The following is a 21,899-nucleotide window of genomic DNA, read 5'->3' as shown; positions in this document are numbered from 1 at the left end:
GATGGAGACGTGAGCGGGGTCACTTCCTGCTGTCGATGACCGCCTTCATCACGTCCCTCGCGATGGGGGCGGCGAGACCGCCGCCCGTGATGTCGTCGCGGTTGGCGCTGCCGTCCTCGACGACCACGGCCACGGCGACCGGCGAGCTGCCGTCGGGGAGCTTGGCGTACGAGATGAACCACGCGTACGGCTTCTCGCTGTTGGCGACACCGTGCTGGGCGGTACCGGTCTTGCCGCCCACGGTGACACCGGAGATCTGGGCCTTCGTGCCCGTGCCCTCCTTGACGACCGTCTCCATCATCGACTGCAGGATCTGGGCGTTGGCCTCGGAGAGCGGCTGGCTGAGCTTCTGCGGTTCGGTCTGCGAGATGACGTCCAGGTTGGGCGCCTGCAGCTTGTCGACCATGTACGGCTTCATGAGCGTGCCGTTGTCGGCGACGGCGGAGGCCACCATGGCCATCTGCAGCGGGGTCGCCGCGGTCTCGAACTGGCCGATGGAGCTGAGCGCGGTCTGCGGCCGGTCCATCGTCTTGGGGAAGACGGAGGCGTTGGAGCGCACCGGTGTGAGCTGCTCGGAGTTGAAGCCGAACTTCTCGGCCTCGGCCAGCATCTTCTCCTTGCGGAGGTCGGCGCCGATCTTGCCGAAGACGGTGTTGCACGAGAAGCGGAGTGCGATCCGCATGCTCGCGTTCTTGCAGGGGATGTTCCCCTCGTTCTTCAGCTCGGTCGTGGTGCCCGGGAGGATGTACGGCAGCGGAGAGTCGGTGTGCTGGTCCGCGGACGTGTAGAGGCCGTTCTCCAGTGCGGCCGCCGCGGTGACCACCTTGAAGGTGGAGCCCGGCGGGTAGGTCTCGCGCAGCGCCCGGTTGAGCATCGGGTCGTCGGGGTCGTTCTTCTTCTGGAGCTTGTTCCAGGCCTTCTCGTCGCTCCCGGAGGTCCCGGCGAAGGCCGAGGGGTCGTAGGAGGGGGTCGAGGCCAGTGCCAGGATCGCGCCGGTCTGCGGGTTGATCGCGGCGACGGCGCCCTTGCCCCGGCTCAGCAGGCCCTCGTACGCGGCCTTCTGAGCGGCGCCGTTGAGGGTGGTGACGACGTTGCCGCCCTGCTTCTTCTTGCCCGTGACCATGTCGAGGGTGTTGCGGAAGAAGAGCCGGTCGTCGTTGCCGGTGAGGATGCCGTCGTCGAGCTTCTCCAGCTGGGAGGCGTCGAAGGCCTGCGAGGCGTACCCGGTGACCGGCGCCCACATGGGGCCGTCCTTGTAGGTGCGCTTGTACTCGAAGTCGTTGATGCCGTTCTTCTTCGACTTGGTGGCCCCGGTGACGGGGTTGCCGTCGACGATGATGTCGCCGCGCGGGGTGGCGTAGCGCTCGATGGCGACGCGGCGGTTGTTCGAGTCGGTCCGCAGGCCGTCCGCCTGGACGTACTGGACGTAGTTGTCGCGGAGCAGGAGGGCGAGGACGAGCAGTCCGCAGAAGATCGCGATCCGGCGCAGGGGCTTGTTCACGGGCGGACCACCTGGGTCATCTCGGCGTCGGGGCTGGGGGCGGGTGCGGGCGCCGGGCGGCGGGCGGTGTCGCTGATCCTGATCAGGAGGCCCATCAGTGCCCAGTTGGCGATGACGGAGGAGCCTCCGTAGGCCACGAACGGCATGGTCATACCGGTCAGCGGGATCAGGCCCATGACGCCGCCGGCGACGACGAAGACCTGGAGCGCGAAGCCTCCGGAGAGGCCCACGGCGAGGAGCTTGCCGAACGGGTCGCGGGCCGCGAGGGCGGTGCGGATGCCCCGCTCGACGATCAGGCCGTAGAGCACCAGGATCGCCATGATGCCCGCCAGGCCCAGTTCCTCGCCGAAGCTGGCGAGGATGAAGTCGGAGTTGGCGGCGAACCGGATGAGTTCGGAGTGGCCCTGTCCCCATCCGGTGCCGAGCGTGCCGCCGGAGCCGAAGGCCCAGAGCGCCTGCATGGACTGCTCGGTGTGGCCGCCGACGTTCTGCCGGCTCAGCATGAACTCGTGCATGGGGTCGAGCCAGGCCTGGACGCGCTGCTGGACGTGCGTCTCGAAGGTCGCCACACCGACCGCGCCGGCCGCGGACATCAGCAGACCGAAGACGATCCAGCTGGTGCGCTCGGTGGCGACGTACAGCATGATGATGAACATTCCGAAGAACAGCAGCGACGTACCGAGGTCGGTCTCGAACACGAGGATCAGGATCGAGATGAACCAGACCACGAGGATCGGGCCGAGGTCGCGGCCGCGGGGCAGGTACAGACCCATGAAGCGGCGGCTGGCGAGGGCCAGCGCGTCCCGCTTGACCATGAGGTAGCCCGCGAAGAAGATCGCCAGGACGATCTTGGCGAACTCACCGGGCTGGATGGAGAAGCTGCCGACGTGGATCCAGATCTTGGCGCCGTAGATGTTGGCGCCGAGGCCGGGGACCAGCGGCAGGAGCAGCAGCACCAGGGCGCCGACCATGGAGATGTAGGTGTAGCGCTGCAGGACGCGGTGGTCCTTCAGGAAGATCAGCACGGCGACGAACAGGGCGATGCCCAGCGCGGTGTACATGAGCTGGCGGGGTGCGGCGGTGCCGGCCTGCTGGATCGACTGCAGCAGCTTGGACTGGTCGAGGCGCCAGATCATCACCAGCCCCAGGCCGTTCAGCAGCGTGGCCAGCGGCAGCAGCAACGGGTCCGCGTACGGGGCGAACTTCCGTACGACGATGTGGGCCACGCCGGCCAGCAGGCCGAGGCCCAGGCCGTAGCTCAGGAGGCCGGCGGGCACCTTGCCGTCGATGGCGAGGCCCACGTTGGCGTAGGCGAACACCGGGATGACGACGGCGAACACCAGCAACGCCAGTTCGGTGTTGCGTCGGCTCGGTGTGCCGATCGAACCGATGGTCGATGTGTGGTGCGTCGGCGTGTTCGTACTGCTGCTCATGGTGTGACAGGGCCCCTCACGGCTTCTTACTGCTTACCGCACAGCGAGACCAGCTTCTGCTCCTCGGTGGAGAGGCTGGGGCCGGGTGTGGGAGTGGGTGCGGTCGTGGACTGGGAGGACGAAGGTGCCGGGCTCGACGGGGTCGGGCTCGGGGTGGACGTGGCCTTGGACGTCAGAGAGGTCTTTGTGGTTCCCGTGGTCCCACCTGCCTTGCCCTGACCGGTCGTCGCGTTGTTCTGGCTCTCGGCGGAGCGACGCAGTGCGTCTTTGCGGCAGGCGGAGGCCTGCACGGCCAGTTCGTCGATCTTCGACTGCGCGTCGGAGAGGCCGCCTTCGGCGATGGTCGCCTTGACCTGCTTCTGCTGGTACGGCGGCAGGTACTTGAGTTCGATCTCGGGGTGATCCTTCTCCACCTTCGAGAGCGAGACCCAGGCCAGGTCCTGGCTGATGCCGCGGTACAGCGCGACGTGCTCGTTCTGGGCGCCGACGTAGTACTGCGTCTGCGTCCAGCGGTAGCCGCCGTACAGGCCGCCGCCGATGACGGCGAGCGTCAGGACGACGTAGAAGGATCTCTTCAGCCACCTGCGTCCGGTGCGCGGCTTGATGAAGTCCTCGTCGGTGTAGTCGCCGAAGCCGCCCGTGGAGACGTAGCCGGTGGTGTCGCCGCTGCCGGGCGGGCCGAACTCGCCGCCGCCGCCCTGTCCGGGCACGGGCCGGCCGAGGCCCGAGGCGCGGCCGGCGGGGGTCTGCATGGCGCCGTTGTCGTGCAGTTGGTGCTGGTTCTCGGCGACGGCGCCGACCACGACCGGGGTGTCGGAGAGCTGTGCGGCGAGGGTGTCGCCGGAGTCGATGTCGAGGACGTCGGCCACGATGACGGTGATGTTGTCCGGGCCGCCTCCGCGCAGGGCGAGCTGGATGAGCTCCTGCACGGTCTCCTGCGGGCCCTGGTAGCTGGCGAGGGTGTCTTCCATCGTCTGGTGGGAGACGACGCCGCTGAGGCCGTCGGAGCAGATCAAGTAGCGGTCGCCGGCACGGACTTCGCGGATGGAGAGGTCCGGCTCGACATGGTCGCCGCTGCCCAGCGCGCGCATCAGCAGGGAGCGCTGCGGGTGGGTGGTGGCTTCCTCCTCGGTGATGCGCCCCTCGTCGACGAGGCGCTGCACCCAGGTGTGGTCCTGCGTGATCTGCGTGAGGACACCGTCCCGCAGCAGATAGGCGCGGGAGTCGCCGACGTGGACGAGGCCGAGGCGCTGGCCGGTCCACAGCAGGGCGGTGAGCGTGGTGCCCATGCCCTCGAGCTGCGGGTCCTCCTCGACCATCAGCCGGAGCTGGTCGTTGGCGCGCTGCACCGCGGTGCCGAGCGAGGTGAGGATGTCGGATCCGGGTACGTCGTCGTCGAGCGCGACGATGGTGGAGATCACCTCGGAGCTGGCGACCTCACCGGCGGCCTGGCCGCCCATCCCGTCGGCGATCGCGAGGAGACGGGGACCGGCGTAGCCGGAGTCCTCGTTGCCCTCGCGGATCATGCCTTTGTGCGATCCGGCGGCAAAGCGCAGTGACAGACTCATGCGCACCTCGCCCGTCGGCTCCGGGTACATCCGCACGGTGCCCACCCTCCGGTCGGGAGCGCGCCGGGGTCCCTTGTGTGGACCGCCGCTGCGTGCTCGCTCCGCTCGCTCATTGTCGTACTACTTCCGCAGCTCGATGACGGTCTTGCCGATGCGGATCGGCGCGCCCAGCGGAATGGGCGTCGGAGTCGTCAGCCGGCGCCGGTCGAGATACGTGCCGTTCGTGGAGCCGAGGTCCTCGACGATCCACTGGCCGTCCCGGTCGGGGTAGATCCTGGCATGCCTGCTGGACGCGTAGTCGTCGTCCAGCACGATGGTGCTGTCGTGTGCGCGGCCCAGGGTGATGGTCTGCCCCTGGAGCGCCACTGTCGTGCCCGTGAGAATTCCCTCGGAGACGACCAGCTTGGACGGTGCTCCGCGGCGCTGCCGGCCGCCACCGCTGGGCGGTTGCTGCTGCTGGCGCTGCTGCGGAGGCGCGGCAGGCCGCGCGGCCTGCTGAGGCCTTGCGGCCTCCCTGCGGGAGCCGCGCTGTGTGACGCGCGTTCCGAACAGGTCGCTGCGGATGACCTGCACGGCCACGATCACGAACAGCCACAGTACGGCTAGGAAACCCAGCCGCATGACCGTGAGGGTCAGCTCTGACATTGCCCCCGCTTCACCCTTCGGCTTGCCGGTAAATGATGGTGGTGCTGCCCACGACGATCCGCGAGCCGTCGCGGAGCGTAGCGCGGGTTGTGTGCTGCCCGTCCACCACGATGCCGTTGGTGGACCCGAGATCCTGGATCGTCGAGGGCGTTCCGGTCCGGATCTCACAGTGCCGGCGGGATACGCCGGGGTCGTCGATCCGCACGTCGGCTTCAGTGCTGCGGCCCAGCACGAGCGTCGGGCGGGAGATCTGATGGCGTGCGCCATTGATCTCGACCCAGTGCCGCGTTCGGCCACCCGCCGCCGGGCCGGCCGGGGGTCGGGCACCCATGGGTGCCGCGCCCGGACGGCCGCCGGGCGGCGGCGCGGACGGCATGGGGGGAGCGGCCGAGGGAGGGTAGCCGTAGCCACCCTGGGCTCCGCGGGGAGCCGCCGGGGCGGGGCCCGCGGGGGCGCGCTCGGGGGACTGCTGATTGGCGGAGGAGGCGAGCGTACGGCTGCGGACCCGGTACAGGCCGGTGTCGAGGTCGTCCGCCTTCTCCAGGTGGACCTTGATGGGGCCCATGAACGTGTATCGCTGCTGCTTGGCGTAGTCGCGGACCATGCCCGCGAGCTCGTCGCCGAGCTGGCCGGAGTAGGGGCTGAGCCGCTCGAAGTCCGGCGTGCTCAGCTCGACGATGAAGTCGTTCGGGACGACGGTCCGGTCGCGGTTCCAGATCGTGGCGTTGTTGTCGCACTCGCGCTGGAGCGCTCCTGCGATCTCCACGGGCTGGACCTCGGACTTGAACACCTTGGCGAAGGTGCCGTTGACCAGACCTTCGAGACGTTGCTCGAACTTCTTCAGGACTCCCATGGGGCACCTCCTCCTTCGTTGCCGCCCTGGTACAGCTTGCTGTCGTCTTCCTGGTCCTGCTGGCCTTGCTGGTACTGCTTACTGATCGTATCCACGCGTCGGGAAATCGGCTGGTTCCCCCTGTCGGCCCGGTCGACGGGTTGTCGACGCCTTCCGAAGTCCCCTCCCGAAGTTCCCTGAGAGGCCCCTCTTCGAACTCTTCCCGGCACTGCTTCTGCCATGGATCGTAGAGGCGCCCCACGACCAGTGTCCCGCACCGGGCTGTGCAGCCCGTCCGACTCCTGGGGAGATGCGCTGGACCGGTACGAGGTTGATACGTGAACCGGTTCTGTCTGAAACCTGTGACGTACGCCGGAGTGCCGGTGGGGAGGTGTCCGCTCCGGAGCCCGGGAGCCGCCCGTGCCGCGAGGCCGGGCGGCGCAAGGGCACCGGGCCTGCGGATGCCGGGCGCGGGGGCGGTGAATGCCGGGTGCGAGGGGTGGGGAAAAGGGATGTGATTCCACCCCTGACAGCGTGCTAATCTTCTGGATGTCGGCAGGCGCTCGCACCACTCGGTGGGAGACGGACGACACACCCAATGCGCGGGTGGCGGAATAGGCAGACGCGCTGGATTCAGGTTCCAGTGCCCGAAAGGGCGTGGGGGTTCAACTCCCCCCTCGCGCACCAGTTGAAAGCCCCTCAGGTCCTCGACCTGAGGGGCTTTCACGTTGTCCGGGGCGCTTCCTCGGCCGTTCCCGAGAACCTGGCGCGAGGTCGCGCGCGGGGGAGCGCGGGGCAGCGGCGGGGGTGCGGACGGCTCGGGGCCACGGTGAAGTGTGACGATGCTCTCATGCGGGTGGTGGGGAGTTGTCCGGACGGCGGCCCGGTGAACGGGCGCCACTGAACCCGCGGATGCTTCGGCGCGAGAGGTTCGAGAACGGTGACGGTCGCGACGGTTCGAGAGCCGTGACGGGCGTAACAGCCGGGGCGGGTGCGACAGCCGAGGCGTGAACGACCGGCAGCCCCGGCGGACCGGCGCAGGGGAATCGGTGAGGGGAGCCCGGTGGAGTGGAGCCGGGTGGAGCGGAGCCCCGCAGGGTGAGTCGTCCGGCCCTGCGGGGCTGGGGCATTGTGCCGCCGTGGGGTCTCCGGTGGGCGGAGCTACGGCGGTCGTCGGGTGCCGGGTTACGCGGCGAGGCGTTCCGCGACCTTCTTGGCCCGGGCGGCCGCGTCCTCGAGGGCCTGCTTCCGGGACGCCTCGAAGAGCGGGACCAGCTCGGCCATCGCCGGGTTGTGCGGGGCCATGGTGAGCTCCGGGACGATGAAGTCCACGTCGAAGGCGAGCATGTCGCGCAGCACGGCCTCCAGGTAGTTCCGCACGTACTCGAAGCCCTCGCGCGGAGTGCCCGGCGCGTACGAGCCGCCGCGGCTGGCGACGATGGTGACCTGGGTTCCCTTGATCTTCGAGTCCTCGGTCATGGCGGTGCGTCCGATGAGGACGATGTTGTCCAGCCATGCCTTGAGGGTCGAGGGGATGGCGAAGTTGTACATGGGGGCGCCGATCAGCACCGCGTCCGCGTTCTCCAGCTCCTCGATGAGCTTGAGGCGGGCGGCGAAGGCCTCTGCCTGGCCAGGGGTGTGCGTGTCCGGGGCCGCGAAACCGGCGGTGTGGGCGTCGGCCGTGATGTGCGGCACAGGGTGCGCGGCGAGGTCGCGGTAGACGACCGTGCCGCCGGGGTTCCGCTCCTCCCAGGCCGTGCGGAAGGCGTCCGTCACGGCACGGGAGGTGGAGGCGCCGTCCGGGAAGACGGACGAGTCGATGTGCAGGAGGGTGGCCATGGAGATCTCCAGACAAACGTGATGTATCGAGTGGGATCGGGACGGGTGCGGCCCGGGACCGAGGTCAGGGCGCCGACCCCCGGGCGGGGTCGCTGAACCGGGTCCAGGGCAGGGCTGTCGAAGGGAGCCGAGTCGCCGAAAGGGCTTCTCTTTCGTTCCTAACTAGAAATAACACAGCTACTTACTTTTTTTCATCCCCTTGTGGAGACGCAGTACCCTGGGCCCATGGCAGAACCGGGAAGCCACGACGCGGGGCCGTGTCAGAAGGTCGACGACGGCATGACCCGTGTCTTCACGCTGCTCGGAAAGCGCTGGACGGGTCTCGTCGTCGCGGTCCTGATGCAGCACCCCGTCCATTTCGCCGATCTGCGCCGGGCGATCCCGGGCATCAGCGAGCGGATGCTCTCGGACCGGCTCACCGAACTCGGGGCGGCCGGCCTGGTCGTGCGCGAGGTCAACGAGGGTCCCCCGCTGCGGGTTTCGTACCGTCTGACGGAGGCGGGAGCGGCGCTGGAACCGGCCCTGAAGGAGCTGGGTTCCTGGGCGGAGAGGTATCTGCCGGAGAGCGGACCCTGCCCGGGGCGGACGCGCTAGCCGCGACAGCGCCCCGGGGTGTGACCCGACTCGCTTGAGATGTGCGCGGGGTTGCCGCGTCGGTGCCGCCGTTCGAGCCGCGTGCGCGGGTGCGTTCCCGGCTTCGCGCCCGGGTGCCGGTCGAGTTGTCCACAGGGTCTGACGCGTTTTCCCGACCGGCTGTACGGTCAGCACGAGTTGATGTTCGTGTGCGGGGGAGGCGGTCGTGATGGCCGAGGTCGGTACAGCGGGTACGGAACGACAGACGGGGCAGGCCGGGCTGGTCGAGCAGGCCGGTCCGGAGCGGCGGGGCCGCGGCGGCCGGCCCGGTGCCGGGTCCGCGGCGGAGCCCGAGGGACGGCCGGCGGCCGAGGGCGGTCCGAGGGTCGAGGAGGCTTTCGGGGCCCGGCGGTTCGCTGTTCCGGGGTTCGCCGCCTGGCCGGTGAAGGGCTCCCCCAAGGACGAGGGGAAGACCCTGCGCGGGCGGGTGCCGCGCGCGGCGCACGCCGAGTTCCTGGTGGACGCCGACCGGCCGGACGCCGTGACCGCGGTCGAGGAGTCCAACCGGGGGCGGCTCTGCGAGCTCACCCCGATACGGGTCGGCAGGATGGCGGCCACGCCCTTCGCGTTCCTGCGCGGTTCCGCGGGCCTCATGGCGTACGACCTGGCCCGCACCCCGATGACCGGCATCAGCGCCCAGATCTGCGGTGACGCGCACGCGGCGAACTTCGGTCTTTACGGGGACGCGCGCGGCGGCCTGGTCATCGACCTGAACGACTTCGACGAGACGGTGTACGGGCCCTGGGAATGGGACCTCAAGCGGCTCGCCACCTCGCTCGTGCTCGCGGGCCGGGAGGCCGGTGCCGACGAGGACACCTGTCGGGCCGCCGCGCGCGACACCGTGGGCGCGTACCGCCGCACCATGCGCCTGCTGGCCAAGCTGCCGGTGCTGGACGCGTGGAACGCCATCGCCGACGAGGAACTCGTCTCGCACACCGACGCCCACGACCTGCTCGGCACGCTGGAGCGGGTCTCCCAGAAGGCGCGGGCGAACACCAGCGGGCGGTTCGCCGCCAAGTCGACGGAGGCCGTGGAGGGCGGTGGCCGACGGTTCGTGGACGCGGCGCCCGTGCTGCGCCGCGTTCCCGACGCGGAGGCGGCGGCGGTCGCGGCGTCCCTGGACCACTATCTGACGACGCTCTCCGAGGACCGCCTGCCCCTGCTCGCCCGTCACGCGGTGCACGACGTCGCCTTCCGGGTCGTCGGCACCGGCAGCGTCGGCACCCGCTCGTACGTCGTACTGCTCCTGGACCACCGCGGCGAAGCCCTCGTCCTCCAGGTCAAGGAGGCCCGCCCCTCGGCGTTGCTCCCGCACCTCGCGACCGCGGGCCACCCGATGCCCGAGGTGGCTCACGAGGGCCGCCGTGTCGTCCTCGGCCAGAAGCGCATGCAGGTCGTCAGCGACATCCTTCTCGGCTGGACCTCGGTCGACGGTCTCCCCTACCAGGTACGCCAGTTCCGCAATCGCAAGGGCAGCGTCGACCCCGCCGCCCTGGCCGCCGACCACATCGACGACTACGGCCGCATGACCGGCGCCCTGCTGGCCCGCGCCCACAGCCACAGTGCCGACCCGCGCCTCATCGCCGGGTACTGCGGCAAGAACGAGGAGCTGGACGAGGCCATCGCCTCCTTCGCCGTCGCCTACGCGGACCGCACGGAGGCGGACCACGCGGCCCTGGTGGCGGCGGTCCGAAGCGGACGGCTCGCTTCTGAAGCGGGGGTGTGACCCCGGGGGGAGCCATCGGGCTGCCCGGTAGGACGGCCAGCCCGATAGGACGGGCTGCCCCACCGGACGGGGTGGTCCACCGGGCAGGGGCGTTCACCGGAGGCCGGTGCCTGGAGCCGGTGGTCGGGATGATCGGGGTGGTCCACCGGACAGGGCGTCCACCGGGTGTCGGTTCCCGGGGACGGGATGATCGGGGTGGTTGGGGTCATTGTGGTCGTTGTGGCCGGTCAGGTGGCTGTAGAGGCCGGGAACGCAGTGAGCCGCGGGGGAGTGTGGCCTACGCTGGTCGGGTGACGACCCCGGAAGCCGATCAGAGCCAGTCCGAGCCCACCTTCGAGGGGGGCCGGGAATTCTCCGGTGCCCCGGAGGGCGAGACGCCCCAAGCCTCCCCCGGCGACGACGGCGGCATCACGGACACGGAGGGCGCGGACGCCCCCTCCGGTGCCGGGAATGCCGCCGGGAGCGAGGTCCACACCGAGGCTCGGAACGAGGCCGAGGGCGAGGTCCCGGGCGGAGCCCGGCCAGAGGCACAGCCCGAGTCTTCGTCCGCGGGGCGGAGCGAGGCGCGGACCGATGAGGGTCAGGGCCCGGCCCAAGGTGAGGACACCCGGCCCGAGGCCCGGCTCGAGCGGGCCGTGCGAGCGGCCGAGCAGGCGTTGATCGAGTTCGAGATCGCCGTGGAGACCTTCCGCGTCGAGGTCGACAACTTCTCCCGGCTGCATCACCAGAAGCTCGGCCCGATGTACTCCCGTCTCGACGAACTGGACGCCGATATCGCCGAGGCGCGTGCCGCGCGCACCGGCGACCCGGAGGACATATTCAAGGCGCACGAGGCGCGGGCGCGGGTCATGCCCATGCCGGGTGTCGAGGAGCTGTTCCACGGCTGGATGGACTCGGACGGCCTGTTCCCCGAGGCCGTGGCGATGCTCACGGACCAGCCCGTGCGGCCCCCGCAGCGGGTGCGTCCCAGCGAGGAGGCCCGCAAGCTCTTCCGCGAGCTGGTCCGCAAGGCCCACCCCGACCTGGCGCAGGACGAGGACGAACGCAAGCGGCGTGACGAGTTCATCGCCCGCGTGAACAACGCGTACGCCAGGGGCGACGAGGCGTTGCTGCGGGAGCTGGCCCAGGAGTGGGCCGCCGGGCCCGCGCCCGCGGAGTGGAAGCCGAGCCGCAGCGAGGAGCTCTACGCCCGCCTCGAGTGGCTCTCCCAGCGCAAGGAGATGCTCACCTTCGTCGCCCGCGAGCTGGAGGAGAGCGCCATCGGCGCCATGCTCAAAATGGCTCCGGAAGACCCGGACCGTCTTCTGGAGGAGATCGCCGAACAACTGCTCACGCAGGTCGGCGAGCGCGAGAACGAGCTGGCGGAGCTGATCGCCCAGGCTCCCTGAGCTTGGCCGTCGGCGCGGTCGGGGTCGGGTAGCGTCGGAGGCATGAGTTTCGGAGCTGGTGTGCCCACGGTCGGGGTCGACAATCTCACGGTCGACGACTTCCTGCTGGACGTCCGGGAGGACGACGAGTGGGAGGCAGGTCACGCCCAAGGGGCGCTGCACATCCCGATGAGCGATTTCGTCGCCCGGTACGGCGAGCTGACCGAGGCGGCCCCGCAGGACGGCCGGGTCAACGTGATCTGCCGCTCCGGTGGCCGTTCGGCCCAGGTCACGATGTACCTGGTCCAGCAGGGCATCGACGCCGCGAACGTCGAAGGCGGTATGCAGACCTGGGAGGCCGCGGGCCGCGCGGTCGTGAACGACAAGGGCGAGCCCGGCTTCGTGCTGTAGCCGTCCGGCGCTCCCGTCTCCGGGAACGGGCCTCTCATCCCAGGGGGTGCGCCGCCAGCAGATCGCCAAGGGCCTCTTCGTGTGCCGCCGCCGGGCCGAGTGACAGTTCCAGATGCTTGGCCCAGGCGTGGTACCGGTGCAGTGCGTACTCGGTGTCGGCGCCGAACCCTCCGTGCAGATGCTGGGCGGTCTGCACGACCCGGCGTACTCCCTCGGACGCCCAGATCTTGGCGACGGCCACGTCACCGCCGGCCGGCAGCGCACCCCCGGCTCCCGTGCCGATCCGCCAGGCGGCCTGCCAGAGCGTCGCCTCCATCGCCCGCAGGTCGATGTAGCGGTCGGCGGCCTGCACGGCGACCGCCTGGAACGTGGCGACCGGAAATCCGAACTGTTCCCGCTTGCTCGTGTACGCGCTCGTCATCCGGAGCACTTCCTCCCCGAGCCCGAGCGCCAGCGCACAGGTGCCGGTGACCAGCAGGTCGCGCAGCCACTCCCACGCCCCCTCCGCGTCGATGACATCGCGGGAGGCGATCCGGGCGGAGTCCAGCCGCAGTTCACCGAGCCGCTCACCGGTCGTGGAGATCTGCTCGGCGAGTTCGGCTCCTTCATGGCCGCGGGGAACCAGGGCGAGGACGGTCCGGTCGGCGTCCGTCTGCGCGGGCACGGCGATGAAGTCGGCGTCGCGGGCCCAGGGGACGGCCGTCTGCACACCGTCCAGCACCCACGCCGTGCCGTCCTGCCGTGCGGTCACGGCGCGTTCGGCCGGGTCGTGACCGGTCCTGCCGTTGGCGGCGACGGTCAGCACGACCTCGCCCCGGCCGGCCCGCGCCGACAGTTCCGCCCTCAACTCCTGGCCGCCGTAGCGCTGTACGGCCGCGCTCGCCGCGCTGTTCTCCAGCAACGGCACCCGTGCCAGCACCCTCGCCGATTCCCGCAGTACGAGACACAGCGCGACCGCGTCGAGGCCCGCCCCGCCGGACTCCTCGTCGAGCAGCAGGCTCAGCAGGTCCGCGTCGGCGAGCCTCGCCCACAGAGCCCGGTCGAAGTCCTCCGCGACGGCACCCGCGGTGAGCGCGGGACTGGGCACCGCGTTCGGGGAGACCCCGGCGAACACGGCCTTCGCCGCCTCGACCGCCGCCTGCTGCTCCTCGGTGAAGGTGAAGTCCACGATCCCGTCCTCCCGCACGCCGGACCAACGACCAGACAGGACGCCTGATCTGACGGTGCGTCAAGATAGAACAGGTTCTACGAGAAGGGAACGGCCCGCGACCGGTCACCGGGCCCTGCGGCCGAACTGTCGGCCGCCTCGGCGACGGGGCTCAGCGGTCGAAGTCCAGCTCCACCTTCTCCGTGGCCGGGTGGGACTGGCAGGCCAGTACGTACCCGGCCTCCGTCTCCTCCGGTTCCAGCGCGAAGTTGCGGTCCATCCGCACCTCGCCGGAGACGAGGAAGGCCCGGCAGGTGCCGCACACGCCGCCCTTGCAGGCGTAGGGCGCGTCCGGACGGTTGCGCAGCACCGCGTCCAGCAGCGACTCGCCGTCCTGGACGGGCCAGGTGCCACCGCGTCCGTCGAGCCGTGCGGTCACCGTGCTGTGCGCGGGAGTTGGTACGGCGGAAGCGGTCGTGGTGCCGGCGTCCACGTGGAAGATCTCCTCGTGGATGCGCGTCCGGGACACCCCGAGTCCGCGCAGCGCCCGCTCGGCGCCCTGGACGAGCCCCATCGGCCCGCACAGGAACCATCCCGCCACCCGGTCCACGGGCAGCAGCGCGGGGAGCAGTCCGGTCAGCCGCTCCTGGTCGAGCCGCCCGGACGGCAGTCCGGCCTGCTGCTCCTCCCGGGAGAGGACCGTGACGAGCTGGAACCGCTGCGGATAGCGGTCCTTGAGGTCGGCGACCTCCTCCAGGAACATCGTCGAGGCCGACGTACGGTCGCTGCGTATCAGGCAGAACCTCGCATCCGGCTCCCGCGCCAGCAGCGTCGAGACGATCGACAGCACCGGGGTGATCCCGCTGCCGCCCACCACCGCCGCGTACAGGCCGGCCGACGGCTCCAGGGTGAAGCGTCCAGCCGGAACCATCACCTCCACCTCGTCGCCGACCGTGATCTCCTTGAGCGCGTACGTCGAGAACGCGCCGCCGTCCACCAGGCGCACACCGACCCGCAGTGTGCGCGGTCCGTCGCCGTCGGAGGCGGGCGCCAGGGAGCAGATGGAGTACGTACGGCGTATCTCCGTGCCGTCGACCGTGCGGCGCAGGGCCAGATGCTGGCCGGCGGCATGCCGGAAGTCCTCGCGGAGCTTCGCGGGCACCGCGAAGGTCAGGGCCACGGAGTCGTCGGTGATCCGGTCGACCGCGGCCACCGTCAACGGGTGGAAGCGGGCCATCACAACTCCTTGAAGTGGTCGAACGGTTCGCGGCAGGACAGGCAGCGGCGCAGCGCCTTGCACGCGGTGGACGAGAAGCGGCTGAGCAGCTCGGTGTCGGCCGATCCGCAGGACGGGCAGCGGACGGGCTCCAGTTCCGGTTCGGCGGTGACCGTCCGGGTGGGCCCCAGATCGAGCGTCACCGGGCCCGTGGGACGGCCGCCGCGCGGCGGCGCTATCCCGAACTCCCTTAGCTTGCGGCGGCCTTCGTCCGAGATGTCGTCCGTCGACCAGGCGGGGCTGAGCACCGTGCGCACGGACACATCGCGTATGCCGTGCTCGTGCAGCACCCGCTCGATGTCCGCGGACATCGCCTCGACCGCGGGACAGCCGGTGTAGGTCGGGGTCAGCTCGACCTCGACGGAGTCCGCGCCGCGGACATGCACGGCGCGCAGCACGCCGAGATCGTCCAGGGTGAGGACGGGCAGCTCGGGGTCGAGCACGGAGCCGGCCAGTCTGCGCAGCTCCTCCTCCAGGGCGGTCGTTGTCACCATGACGCCCCCGGGTGGCTGCGGTGCAGATGCTGCATCTCGGCGATCATCCGTCCGAAGGACTCGGTGTGCAGACCCTGGCGTCCGGCGCCCGCCGCCCATGCCCCGGACTGCGGTCCCTCGGGGACCGACAGCGTGGCACGGCGCAGGGTGGCCTCCACGGACTCCTGCCAGGCCGCCCGCATCCCCTCCCAGTCGATGTCGAGGCCCTCGATCGGCTGGAACATCTCGCCGGTGAAGCGCCACAGCGCCTCGCACGCCCGGCTCATCCGCTCGCGGCTGGCGTCCGTGCCGTCGCCGAGGCGCAGCGTCCACTGTTCGGCGTGGTCCTGGTGGTAGGCGACTTCCTTGACGGCCTTCGCGGCGAGGGGAGCGAACTCGCTCTGCCCGGCGGCCAGTCGCGAGTAGAGAAGTCGCTGGTAGGTGGAGAAGTAGAGCTGGCGGGCGATGGTGTGCGCGAAGTCGCCGTTCGGCTGCTCGACGAGCTGAAGGTTGCGGAAGGCGCGCTCCTCGCGGAGATACGCCAGCTCGTCCTCGTCGCCGGCCAGGGACAGCAGCACGCGGGCCTGGCCGAGCAGGTCCAGCGCGATGTTGGCCAGGGCGACTTCCTCTTCGAGGACCGGCGCGTGGCCCGCCCACTCCCCCAGGCGGTGCGAGAGCACCAGGGCGTCGTCGCCGAGGGCCAGGGCGGCCGCGGTGTTCACGGTGAGCGTCACAGGTGCTTCACCCCTTCCGGGATCTCGTAGAACGTCGGGTGCCGGTAGGGCTTGTCCGCGGACGGCTCGAAGAACGGGTCCTTCTCGTCGGGCGAGGAGGCGGTAATGGCGGCGGACGGGACGACCCAGATCGAGACGCCCTCGCCCCGGCGGGTGTACAGGTCGCGGGCGTTGCGCAGTGCCAGCTCGGCGTCCGGCGCGTGCAGGCTGCCGGCGTGGGTGTGCGAGAGCCCGCGGCGCGAGCGCACGAAGACCTCCCACAGCGGCCAGTCGGTGTTCGTCATGCTCGGGTCGCTCCTGTCTCACCGGTCGTCCTCGCGGAGCCGCCGGTCCCGCTCGTGTGCTTGTCCGCGTACGCCGCGGCCGCCTCCCGTACCCACGCGCCCTCTTCGTGGGCGCGCCGGCGCTGGGTGATCCGCTGCTCGTTGCACGGGCCGTTCCCCTTGAGGACCTCCCAGAACTCCGTCCAGTCGATGGCGCCGAAGTCGTGGTGTCCCCGCTCCTCGTTCCACACCAGGTCGGGGTCGGGCAGGGTCAGGCCGAGGGACTCGGCCTGGGGTGCGGCTATGTCGACGAAGCGCTGACGCAGCTCGTCGTTCGAATGGCGCTTGATCTTCCACGCCGTCGACTGGGCGGAGTGCGAGGACTCGTCGTCGGGCGGGCCGAACATCATCAGGGAGGGCCACCACCAGCGGTCGACCGCGTCCTGTGCCATCGCGTGCTGCTCGGGGGTGCCCTGGCTCAGGGCCAGCAGCAGTTCGTACCCCTGGCGCTGGTGGAAGGACTCCTCCTTGCACACGCGGACCATGGCGCGCGCGTACGGGCCGTACGAGCAGCGGCACAGGGGGACCTGGTTGGTGATCGCCGCGCCGTCCACGAGCCAGCCGATGGCACCGACGTCCGCCCACGTCAGCGTCGGGTAGTTGAAGATCGACGAGTACTTCTGGCGGCCGGAGTGCAGCTTGTCCAGCAGCTCGTCGCGGCCGACGCCGAGGGTCTCGGCCGCGCTGTACAGGTACAGCCCGTGGCCGGCTTCGTCCTGGACCTTCGCCATCAGGATCGCCTTGCGGCGCAGTGAGGGCGCGCGCGTGATCCAGTTGGCCTCCGGCTGCATGCCGATGATCTCGGAGTGGGCGTGCTGCGCGATCTGGCGGACCAGGGTGGAGCGGTAGGCGTCGGGCATCCAGTCACGGGGCTCGATGCGTTCGTCGGCCGCCACCGCGGCGTCGAAGACGGTCTCGTATGCCGCTGTGCGCGCCGCCTCGTCGGCGGCTTCGTCCGCCTGTGTGCGGGCCGTGTGGTGCGCTGATGCTGTCGCCATGCGGTCCCCCTCGACCTCTCACTCCCGACCGACCGATCGTTCGGTCCGCTCGCATCAATGGTCGGTCGAGCGTCGTATGGTGTCAACCGCTGTGGATAACCTCGTGCGCGTGGCGTGGCCGTTGTGACACAGGGGGCTGTGCCGCACGGTCGGCTCTGAGTACGGTTCGCTTGCGAACGTCGTGGCGCGTGCCGACGCGGCGGTACGGTGCCCGCAGTCCGGCGGCCGACCGTCGGATTCGGGATCGTGAATCGGGGCGGGATGGACGCGAACGACGAGGGCTCGACGCCCTCGATGCCTGAGCCTGGTCCGGGCGCGCCCGAGGCGGCCGCGCCCGGCGGTGCCGAGTCCGAGAATGCGGCGTTCGCTAGAGCCGCGTCCGAGAGTGCCGCGCCCGCCGAGGGCATCGGCGCTATGTCGTCCTCGGGTGAGCCGGCGTCCGGCGCTCCGGCGGTCGACGAACCGGCGTCAGGCGCTCCGGCGTCCGACGAACCGTCCTCGGACGAGACGGAGTCCGAAGCGGCCCCGTGGGTGGGGTCCGCGGCCCCCACGGGCCTGGCGGCCCTCTCCCTGCGCTATCAGATCGTCGCCGCACTCGCGCTGGCCCTCGTGGCCGTCGTCTCCGGTGTGCACCTCGGCATGGTGTTCCTGCATGTCGCGCCCTCCAACACCGTGACCAAGCAGCACGGCCGCGCGATCGACGAGTGGATCTACCCCGAGTTCGAGCAGAACTGGAAGCTCTTCGCCCCCAACCCGTTGCAGCAGGACATCACGGTCCAGGTCCGCGCCCTGATCCGCACTCCGGACGGCACCGCTCGCGAGACCGGCTGGTACGACCTGTCCGCGCTCGACGGACTCGCCATCGACGGGAATCCGCTGCCGAGCCACACCGAGCAGAACGAACTGCGCCGTGCCTGGGACTTCTACGCCGGTACGCACGACAGCGAGAACCGCCCCGCGGGCCTGCGCGGCGACCTCTCCGAGCGCTATCTGCGACGCATCGGCGTGCTGCGTCTCGACCGCGAGCACGCAGGCGGCGAGGGCGCCGTCATCGAACGGGTCCAGTTCCGCTCGCTCACCACCGACGTGCCGCCTCCCCCGTGGAGCGAAGAGAAGGTGTCCGACCGGCCCGTCGTCCGTGAGCTGCCCTGGTGGGCCGTTCCCGAGAGCGACCGCGTGGACGGCCTGACGGAGGCGAGCGCCCGATGAACCGAATCGCTCCGACGATCGCGCGCGGCATCGCCCGCGTCACGGAGTCCGCGCTCGGCCCGTACCAGAGCGCAGTGATCCGTATCGGCTTCGCCGCCACCTGGCTGCTGTTCCTGCTGCGCGAGTACCCCCACCGCCAGGAGCTGTACGGGCCGAACGCGCCGTGGAGCTGGGACCTCGCGCAACAGCTCGTCGCGAGCAACCACGCCTTCACGGTTCTGATGTGGTCCGACAGCCAGGTGTGGTTCGAGATGGTCTACGCCGTCGCCGTCCTCTCCAGTGTCCTGCTGCTGGTGGGCCGGCGGACCCGCGCCATGTCGGTGCTCTTCATGATCGGCGTGCTGTCCCTGCAGAACCGCAGTGTCTTCGAAGGGGACGGTGGGGACAACGTCCTCCACCTGATGGCGATCTACCTGGTGTTCACCCGCTGCGGCCAGGTGTGGTCCCTGGACGCGCGGCGCGACCGTCTCGCCCGCGAGGCACGCGCGCGTGGCGAGCGGGCCGGGCCCGACCTGGCCGGCCCCGCGCTGTGGGCGGCGCTCGGGGTCGTACTGGCGGTGGCGACGGGCGCGGGACGGATCGACGGGGGTGTCCTGGGCGGCTGGCTCACGGTCCTGTGGGGACTGTGGGCGGTGCAGGCCCTGTGGTGGACCGCCGGCCGGGTCGCCCGTACCGCGGAGCCGCGCGTCCTGCTGGACGTCGTCGCCAACCTCGTGCACAACGCGGCCCTGATGATCATCATGGTGGAGGCCTGCCTGATCTACGCGACCGCCGGCTGGTACAAGATCCAGGGCTCGCGCTGGCAGGACGGCACCGCCGTCTACTACCCGCTCCACCTGCGGTCCTTCTCGCCGTGGCCGGCTCTGTCCGACCTGCTGTCCGCGCACGGCACGATCGTGATGCTGGTGACGTACGGGACGGTCGCCGTCCAGGTCGCCTTCCCCTTCACCCTGTTCAACCGGCGGGTCAAGAACGTCCTGCTGGCGGCCATGATGACCGAGCACGCCGTGATCGCCGTGGTCCTCGGGCTGCCGTTCTTCTCGCTCGCGATGATCGCCGCGGACTCCGTGTTCCTGCCGACGTCCTTCCTGCGGCGCCTGGGCGGACGGGCGGCACGCGCGCGCGGTCGGCTGTTTCCCGGCGGCGCCCGTACGGTGCCGGGGCCCCGGGAGTCCGAGCCGGGCGTTCCGGAGGAGCCCGAGCACACGCACGTAGGCTTCACGGCATGAACGATCCGGTACGTGTCTGGCGGCAGCTCCGCGACGATTCCGTCCTGCTCGACGGCTTCCACGCCCTCAAGCACGCGGTGCGTTTCGGGGCGCGGGTCCCGGTCGCCGTCACGACCGACCGGCGGGCGGTCCTCGACCTGGCCGACGAGCTCGCTCCCGACGTACGCGCCGTTCTCGACGAGCTCCTGACCGAGGTCCCGGAAGCGGCGTTCACGGCCCTCGTGCCGCGTCCGCACCCCACCTCGGTGGCGGCTCTCGCCGTACGTCCCTCACGCGACGCCAGCCTGGAGACGCTGGCCCGCACACCCCGCACCGCGCCCGTGGTCGTCCTCGACAATCCGCGCAACCTGGGCAACGCGGGCGCCGTGATCCGGCTCGCCGCGGGCTTCGGCGCGACCGGGGTGGTCACGACGGGCACGCTCGACCCCTGGCACCCCACCGTCGTCCGGGGCGGGGCCGGTCTGCACTTCGCGACCGCCGTGGAGCGTCTCGCGGTGGACGAGCTGCCGCCCGGCCCGGTGTTCGCGCTCGACCCGGAGGGCGAGGACATCCGCGGGTCCAAGCTCCCCGACGACGCCCTGCTGGCCTTCGGCTCGGAACGCAGCGGTCTGTCCGCCGAACTGCGGGACCGGGCCGACCACCTGGTCTCCCTGCCGATGCGCCCCCAGGTCTCCAGCTACAACCTCGCGACCAGTGTGGCCATGACGCTGTTCCACTGGAGTGCCACCGGGGGCGCACCGGCGTAAGGACCTACACCTCCCGGCGCACCTCGACCACCCGGAAGCGGTTCGCCACGAACGCCCCGTCGCACAGCGCGGCGTTGGCCGCGCCGTTGCCGCCCGAGCCGTGGAAGTCCGAGAAGGCGGCCGTCTGGTTGACGTAGACCCCGCCCGTGAGGTTCAGGGAGAGCTGGGCGCACTCCTCCAGACAGGCCTCCTGCACCTCGCGCTCGAACGTCTCGTCGGTGGTGTACGCGCCGACGGTCATCGCGCCCTTGTCCCTGATGGTGCGGCGCAGCAGCTCCACCGCGTCCGCCGCCGAGTCGACCGCGACGGCGAAGGAGACCGGCCCGAAGCACTCGTTCATGTAGGCGGCCTCGTCCGTGGCGCCCTCGGCGTTCTCCCAGTACTTGCGCGCGCCGTCGAGCTTCACCATGACGGGCGAGCGCACGACGGCGTCCGGGAACTCCGGGTTGTCGATCCGCCGTGAGGGCAGGGCGACTTCGCCGAGTTCGGCGGCGGCCTCCAGACGGGCCTTTACGTCCGGGTTCACGATGGCGCCGAGCAGCGCGTTCGCGCGGGCGTCGTCGCCGAGGAGTCCGCCGACGGACTTCGCGAGGTCGGCGACCACCTCGTCGTACGACTTGTCGCCCTCGTCCGTACGGATGCCGTCGCGGGGGATCAGCAGGTTCTGCGGGGTGGTGCACATCTGGCCGCTGTAGAGCGACAGGGAGAACGCCAGGTTGGACAGCATCCCCTTGTAGTCACCGGTCGACTCCACGATCACCGTGTTGACGCCGGCCTTCTCCGTGTAGACCTGCGCCTGGCGGGCGTTGCTCTCCAGCCAGTCGCCGAAGGCGGTGGAGCCGGTGTAGTCGATGATCCGGATCTCGGGGCGGGTGGCCAGCGTCTTCGCGATGCCCTCGCCGGGTCGCTCGGCGGCCAGCGCCACCAGGTTCGGGTCGAAGCCCGCCTCGGCGAGCACCTCGCGCGCGACCTGCACGGTCAGCGCGAGCGGCAGCACCGCGCGCGGGTGGGGCTTCACCAGGACCGCGTTGCCGGTGGCCAGGGAGGCGAACAGGCCCGGATAGCCGTTCCACGTCGGGAAGGTGTTGCAGCCGATCATGAGCGCGATGCCGCGCGGGACCGGGGTGAACTGCTTGGTCAGCGCGAGCGGGTCGCGCTTGCCCTGGGGCTTGCTCCACTCCGCGGTGTCGGGGGTGCGGACCTGCTCCACGTACGCGTACGCCACCGCTTCCAGGCCGCGGTCCTGCGCGTGCGGGCCGCCCGCCTGGAACGCCATCATGAAGGCCTGGCCGCTGGTGTGCATGACCGCGTGCGCGAATTCGTGGGTGCGGTCGCTGATCCGCTTGAGGATCTCCAGACAGACCACGGCGCGGATCTCCGCACCCGCGTCGCGCCAGGCGCGCATTCCCGCGCGCATGGCGGGCAGCAGGGCGTCGATGTCCGCGTGCGGGTAGGTGACGCCCAGTTCGATGCCGTACGGCGACACCTCGCCGCCGACCCAGTCGTCCGTGCCGGGCTGGCCCAGGTCGAGGCGGGTGCCCAGGAGGGCGTCGAAGGCGGCTTTGCCCTCGGCCATGCCCAGGCTCCCGTTCTCGCCGTACGCCTTGGGATGCTCGGGATGCGGGGACCAGTACGCGCGTGTGCGGATCACTTCCAGCGCCTGATCCAGGGTGGGCCGGTGCTGGGCGATCAGCTGGTGCGCGGTGAGTTCGGCGGCCATCAAGGACCAACTCCTCGTCTCAAGAGCTCCTCGTCGAGCTCGCGAGCTGGGCAGGAATGGACAGTCAGAGTTAGAGTAACCGAACGATC

The 21,899-nt window shown here is 70.6% G+C and carries 20 protein-coding genes and 1 tRNA gene; 8 read left to right on the top strand and 13 right to left on the bottom strand.

What is annotated here, in order from left to right:
- Positions 1 to 19 precede the first annotated feature (19 nt).
- The 5 genes from ACIQRL_RS08950 to ACIQRL_RS08930 form a co-directional block, all read right to left on the bottom strand.
- A complete protein-coding gene (locus tag ACIQRL_RS08950; RefSeq protein ID WP_401329015.1) occupies positions 20 to 1,501 on the bottom strand; it encodes a penicillin-binding transpeptidase domain-containing protein in 1,482 nt (493 codons plus the stop codon).
- Entirely contained in the window at positions 1,498 to 2,934 is a 1,437-nt protein-coding gene (locus tag ACIQRL_RS08945; RefSeq protein ID WP_401329012.1) for an FtsW/RodA/SpoVE family cell cycle protein, read from the bottom strand. Before ACIQRL_RS08945 ends, ACIQRL_RS08950 begins: the two co-directional genes overlap by 4 nt.
- Before the next feature lie 26 nt (positions 2,935 to 2,960).
- A complete protein-coding gene (locus ACIQRL_RS08940) occupies positions 2,961 to 4,502 on the bottom strand; it encodes a Stp1/IreP family PP2C-type Ser/Thr phosphatase (protein ID WP_401329010.1) in 1,542 nt (513 codons plus the stop codon).
- A gap of 120 nt (positions 4,503 to 4,622) precedes the next feature.
- The gene (locus ACIQRL_RS08935; protein WP_401329008.1) at positions 4,623 to 5,147 is read right to left on the bottom strand and encodes an FHA domain-containing protein; all 525 of its coding nucleotides are present in this window, start codon (positions 5,145 to 5,147) and stop codon (positions 4,623 to 4,625) included.
- Between the two features lie 10 nt (positions 5,148 to 5,157).
- On the bottom strand, positions 5,158 to 6,000 hold the full coding sequence (locus ACIQRL_RS08930) for an FhaA domain-containing protein (protein WP_401329005.1): 843 nt from the start codon (positions 5,998 to 6,000) through the stop codon (positions 5,158 to 5,160).
- 579 nt (positions 6,001 to 6,579) lie between these two features.
- Between ACIQRL_RS08930 and ACIQRL_RS08925 the strand changes: the two genes are divergently transcribed.
- Positions 6,580 to 6,666, top strand: a tRNA-Leu gene (locus ACIQRL_RS08925).
- Positions 6,667 to 7,164: 498 nt separating this feature from the next.
- Here ACIQRL_RS08925 and ACIQRL_RS08920 read toward each other — a convergent pair.
- Positions 7,165 to 7,818 carry an FMN-dependent NADH-azoreductase gene (locus tag ACIQRL_RS08920; RefSeq protein ID WP_401329003.1) on the bottom strand — a complete coding sequence of 218 codons (654 nt, stop codon included), beginning with the start codon at positions 7,816 to 7,818 and terminating at the stop codon, positions 7,165 to 7,167.
- A 225-nt stretch (positions 7,819 to 8,043) separates the two neighbouring features.
- On the opposite strand from ACIQRL_RS08920, the gene ACIQRL_RS08915 reads away from it, so the two are divergent.
- From ACIQRL_RS08915 to ACIQRL_RS08900, 4 genes are all read left to right on the top strand, one after another.
- Positions 8,044 to 8,412, top strand: coding sequence for a winged helix-turn-helix transcriptional regulator (locus tag ACIQRL_RS08915; protein WP_401329000.1), 369 nt, complete (start codon positions 8,044 to 8,046; stop codon positions 8,410 to 8,412).
- Positions 8,413 to 8,620: 208 nt separating this feature from the next.
- Positions 8,621 to 10,177 (top strand): DUF2252 domain-containing protein, encoded by a 1,557-nt coding sequence (locus ACIQRL_RS08910; RefSeq protein WP_401328998.1) that lies wholly within the window; start codon positions 8,621 to 8,623, stop codon positions 10,175 to 10,177.
- Positions 10,178 to 10,584: 407 nt separating this feature from the next.
- Positions 10,585 to 11,565, top strand: a complete 981-nt coding sequence (locus tag ACIQRL_RS08905; RefSeq protein WP_401329564.1) for a hypothetical protein — start codon at positions 10,585 to 10,587, stop codon at positions 11,563 to 11,565.
- 42 nt (positions 11,566 to 11,607) lie between these two features.
- Entirely contained in the window at positions 11,608 to 11,955 is a 348-nt protein-coding gene (locus ACIQRL_RS08900; protein ID WP_401328996.1) for a rhodanese-like domain-containing protein, read from the top strand.
- Between the two features lie 34 nt (positions 11,956 to 11,989).
- Here the strand turns inward: ACIQRL_RS08900 and ACIQRL_RS08895 are convergent, their stop codons facing one another.
- The 6 genes from ACIQRL_RS08895 to paaA all read right to left on the bottom strand — a co-directional run bounded on the left by ACIQRL_RS08895 (position 11,990) and on the right by paaA (position 16,906).
- Positions 11,990 to 13,123, bottom strand: a complete 1,134-nt coding sequence (locus tag ACIQRL_RS08895) for an acyl-CoA dehydrogenase family protein (RefSeq protein ID WP_401328993.1) — start codon at positions 13,121 to 13,123, stop codon at positions 11,990 to 11,992.
- A gap of 151 nt (positions 13,124 to 13,274) precedes the next feature.
- Positions 13,275 to 14,339: a 1,2-phenylacetyl-CoA epoxidase subunit PaaE gene (gene paaE / locus ACIQRL_RS08890; RefSeq protein WP_401328990.1), complete on the bottom strand. Its 1,065-nt coding sequence runs from the start codon at positions 14,337 to 14,339 to the stop codon at positions 13,275 to 13,277.
- Positions 14,339 to 14,872 (bottom strand): 1,2-phenylacetyl-CoA epoxidase subunit PaaD, encoded by a 534-nt coding sequence (gene paaD / locus ACIQRL_RS08885; protein WP_401328987.1) that lies wholly within the window; start codon positions 14,870 to 14,872, stop codon positions 14,339 to 14,341. The genes paaE and paaD overlap by 1 nt, the downstream gene beginning before the upstream one ends.
- On the bottom strand, positions 14,866 to 15,585 hold the full coding sequence (gene paaC / locus ACIQRL_RS08880) for a 1,2-phenylacetyl-CoA epoxidase subunit PaaC (RefSeq protein ID WP_401328985.1): 720 nt from the start codon (positions 15,583 to 15,585) through the stop codon (positions 14,866 to 14,868). Before paaC ends, paaD begins: the two co-directional genes overlap by 7 nt.
- Complete coding sequence (gene paaB, locus ACIQRL_RS08875) at positions 15,582 to 15,869, bottom strand: 1,2-phenylacetyl-CoA epoxidase subunit PaaB (RefSeq protein WP_103554257.1); 288 nt, start codon at positions 15,867 to 15,869, stop codon at positions 15,582 to 15,584. Before paaB ends, paaC begins: the two co-directional genes overlap by 4 nt.
- Positions 15,866 to 16,906 carry a 1,2-phenylacetyl-CoA epoxidase subunit PaaA gene (gene paaA, locus ACIQRL_RS08870; protein WP_401328981.1) on the bottom strand — a complete coding sequence of 347 codons (1,041 nt, stop codon included), beginning with the start codon at positions 16,904 to 16,906 and terminating at the stop codon, positions 15,866 to 15,868. Before paaA ends, paaB begins: the two co-directional genes overlap by 4 nt.
- Positions 16,907 to 17,167: 261 nt before the next feature.
- On the opposite strand from paaA, the gene ACIQRL_RS08865 reads away from it, so the two are divergent.
- The 3 genes from ACIQRL_RS08865 to ACIQRL_RS08855 are packed head-to-tail and all read left to right on the top strand — an operon-like array spanning position 17,168 to position 20,090.
- The gene (locus ACIQRL_RS08865; RefSeq protein WP_401328978.1) at positions 17,168 to 18,115 is read left to right on the top strand and encodes a DUF5819 family protein; all 948 of its coding nucleotides are present in this window, start codon (positions 17,168 to 17,170) and stop codon (positions 18,113 to 18,115) included.
- Positions 18,112 to 19,344, top strand: coding sequence for an HTTM domain-containing protein (locus ACIQRL_RS08860; RefSeq protein WP_401328976.1), 1,233 nt, complete (start codon positions 18,112 to 18,114; stop codon positions 19,342 to 19,344). Before ACIQRL_RS08865 ends, ACIQRL_RS08860 begins: the two co-directional genes overlap by 4 nt.
- Positions 19,341 to 20,090 carry a TrmH family RNA methyltransferase gene (locus tag ACIQRL_RS08855; RefSeq protein WP_401328973.1) on the top strand — a complete coding sequence of 250 codons (750 nt, stop codon included), beginning with the start codon at positions 19,341 to 19,343 and terminating at the stop codon, positions 20,088 to 20,090. The genes ACIQRL_RS08860 and ACIQRL_RS08855 overlap by 4 nt, the downstream gene beginning before the upstream one ends.
- 4 nt (positions 20,091 to 20,094) lie before the next feature.
- On the opposite strand, the gene paaN is transcribed toward ACIQRL_RS08855, so the two are convergent.
- Entirely contained in the window at positions 20,095 to 21,810 is a 1,716-nt protein-coding gene (paaN, locus tag ACIQRL_RS08850) for a phenylacetic acid degradation protein PaaN (protein ID WP_401328971.1), read from the bottom strand.
- Positions 21,811 to 21,899: the final 89 nt, after the last annotated feature.

The sequence above is a fragment of the Streptomyces sp. NPDC091209 genome (assembly GCF_044757755.1).
Taxonomy (GTDB): domain Bacteria; phylum Actinomycetota; class Actinomycetes; order Streptomycetales; family Streptomycetaceae; genus Streptomyces.
Note: the sequence above shows the minus strand (reverse complement) of the source record. Positions and strands in the feature narration are given on the sequence as shown.

Excerpts from the sequence above, each read along its gene's own strand:
- ACIQRL_RS08945 (WP_401329012.1), bottom strand. The coding sequence starts at position 2,934 with ATGAGCAGCAGTACGAACACGCCGACGCACCACACATCGACCATCGGT.
- ACIQRL_RS08940 (WP_401329010.1), bottom strand. The coding sequence starts at position 4,502 with ATGAGTCTGTCACTGCGCTTTGCCGCCGGATCGCACAAAGGCATGATC.
- ACIQRL_RS08935 (WP_401329008.1), bottom strand. The coding sequence starts at position 5,147 with ATGTCAGAGCTGACCCTCACGGTCATGCGGCTGGGTTTCCTAGCCGTA.
- ACIQRL_RS08930 (WP_401329005.1), bottom strand. The coding sequence starts at position 6,000 with ATGGGAGTCCTGAAGAAGTTCGAGCAACGTCTCGAAGGTCTGGTCAAC.
- ACIQRL_RS08920 (WP_401329003.1), bottom strand. The coding sequence starts at position 7,818 with ATGGCCACCCTCCTGCACATCGACTCGTCCGTCTTCCCGGACGGCGCC.
- ACIQRL_RS08915 (WP_401329000.1), top strand. The coding sequence starts at position 8,044 with ATGGCAGAACCGGGAAGCCACGACGCGGGGCCGTGTCAGAAGGTCGAC.
- ACIQRL_RS08910 (WP_401328998.1), top strand. The coding sequence starts at position 8,621 with ATGGCCGAGGTCGGTACAGCGGGTACGGAACGACAGACGGGGCAGGCC.
- ACIQRL_RS08900 (WP_401328996.1), top strand. The coding sequence starts at position 11,608 with ATGAGTTTCGGAGCTGGTGTGCCCACGGTCGGGGTCGACAATCTCACG.
- paaE (WP_401328990.1), bottom strand. The coding sequence starts at position 14,339 with ATGGCCCGCTTCCACCCGTTGACGGTGGCCGCGGTCGACCGGATCACC.
- paaD (WP_401328987.1), bottom strand. The coding sequence starts at position 14,872 with ATGGTGACAACGACCGCCCTGGAGGAGGAGCTGCGCAGACTGGCCGGC.
- paaB (WP_103554257.1), bottom strand. The coding sequence starts at position 15,869 with ATGACGAACACCGACTGGCCGCTGTGGGAGGTCTTCGTGCGCTCGCGC.
- paaA (WP_401328981.1), bottom strand. The coding sequence starts at position 16,906 with ATGGCGACAGCATCAGCGCACCACACGGCCCGCACACAGGCGGACGAA.
- ACIQRL_RS08865 (WP_401328978.1), top strand. The coding sequence starts at position 17,168 with ATGGACGCGAACGACGAGGGCTCGACGCCCTCGATGCCTGAGCCTGGT.
- ACIQRL_RS08860 (WP_401328976.1), top strand. The coding sequence starts at position 18,112 with ATGAACCGAATCGCTCCGACGATCGCGCGCGGCATCGCCCGCGTCACG.
- ACIQRL_RS08855 (WP_401328973.1), top strand. The coding sequence starts at position 19,341 with ATGAACGATCCGGTACGTGTCTGGCGGCAGCTCCGCGACGATTCCGTC.
- paaN (WP_401328971.1), bottom strand. The coding sequence starts at position 21,810 with ATGGCCGCCGAACTCACCGCGCACCAGCTGATCGCCCAGCACCGGCCC.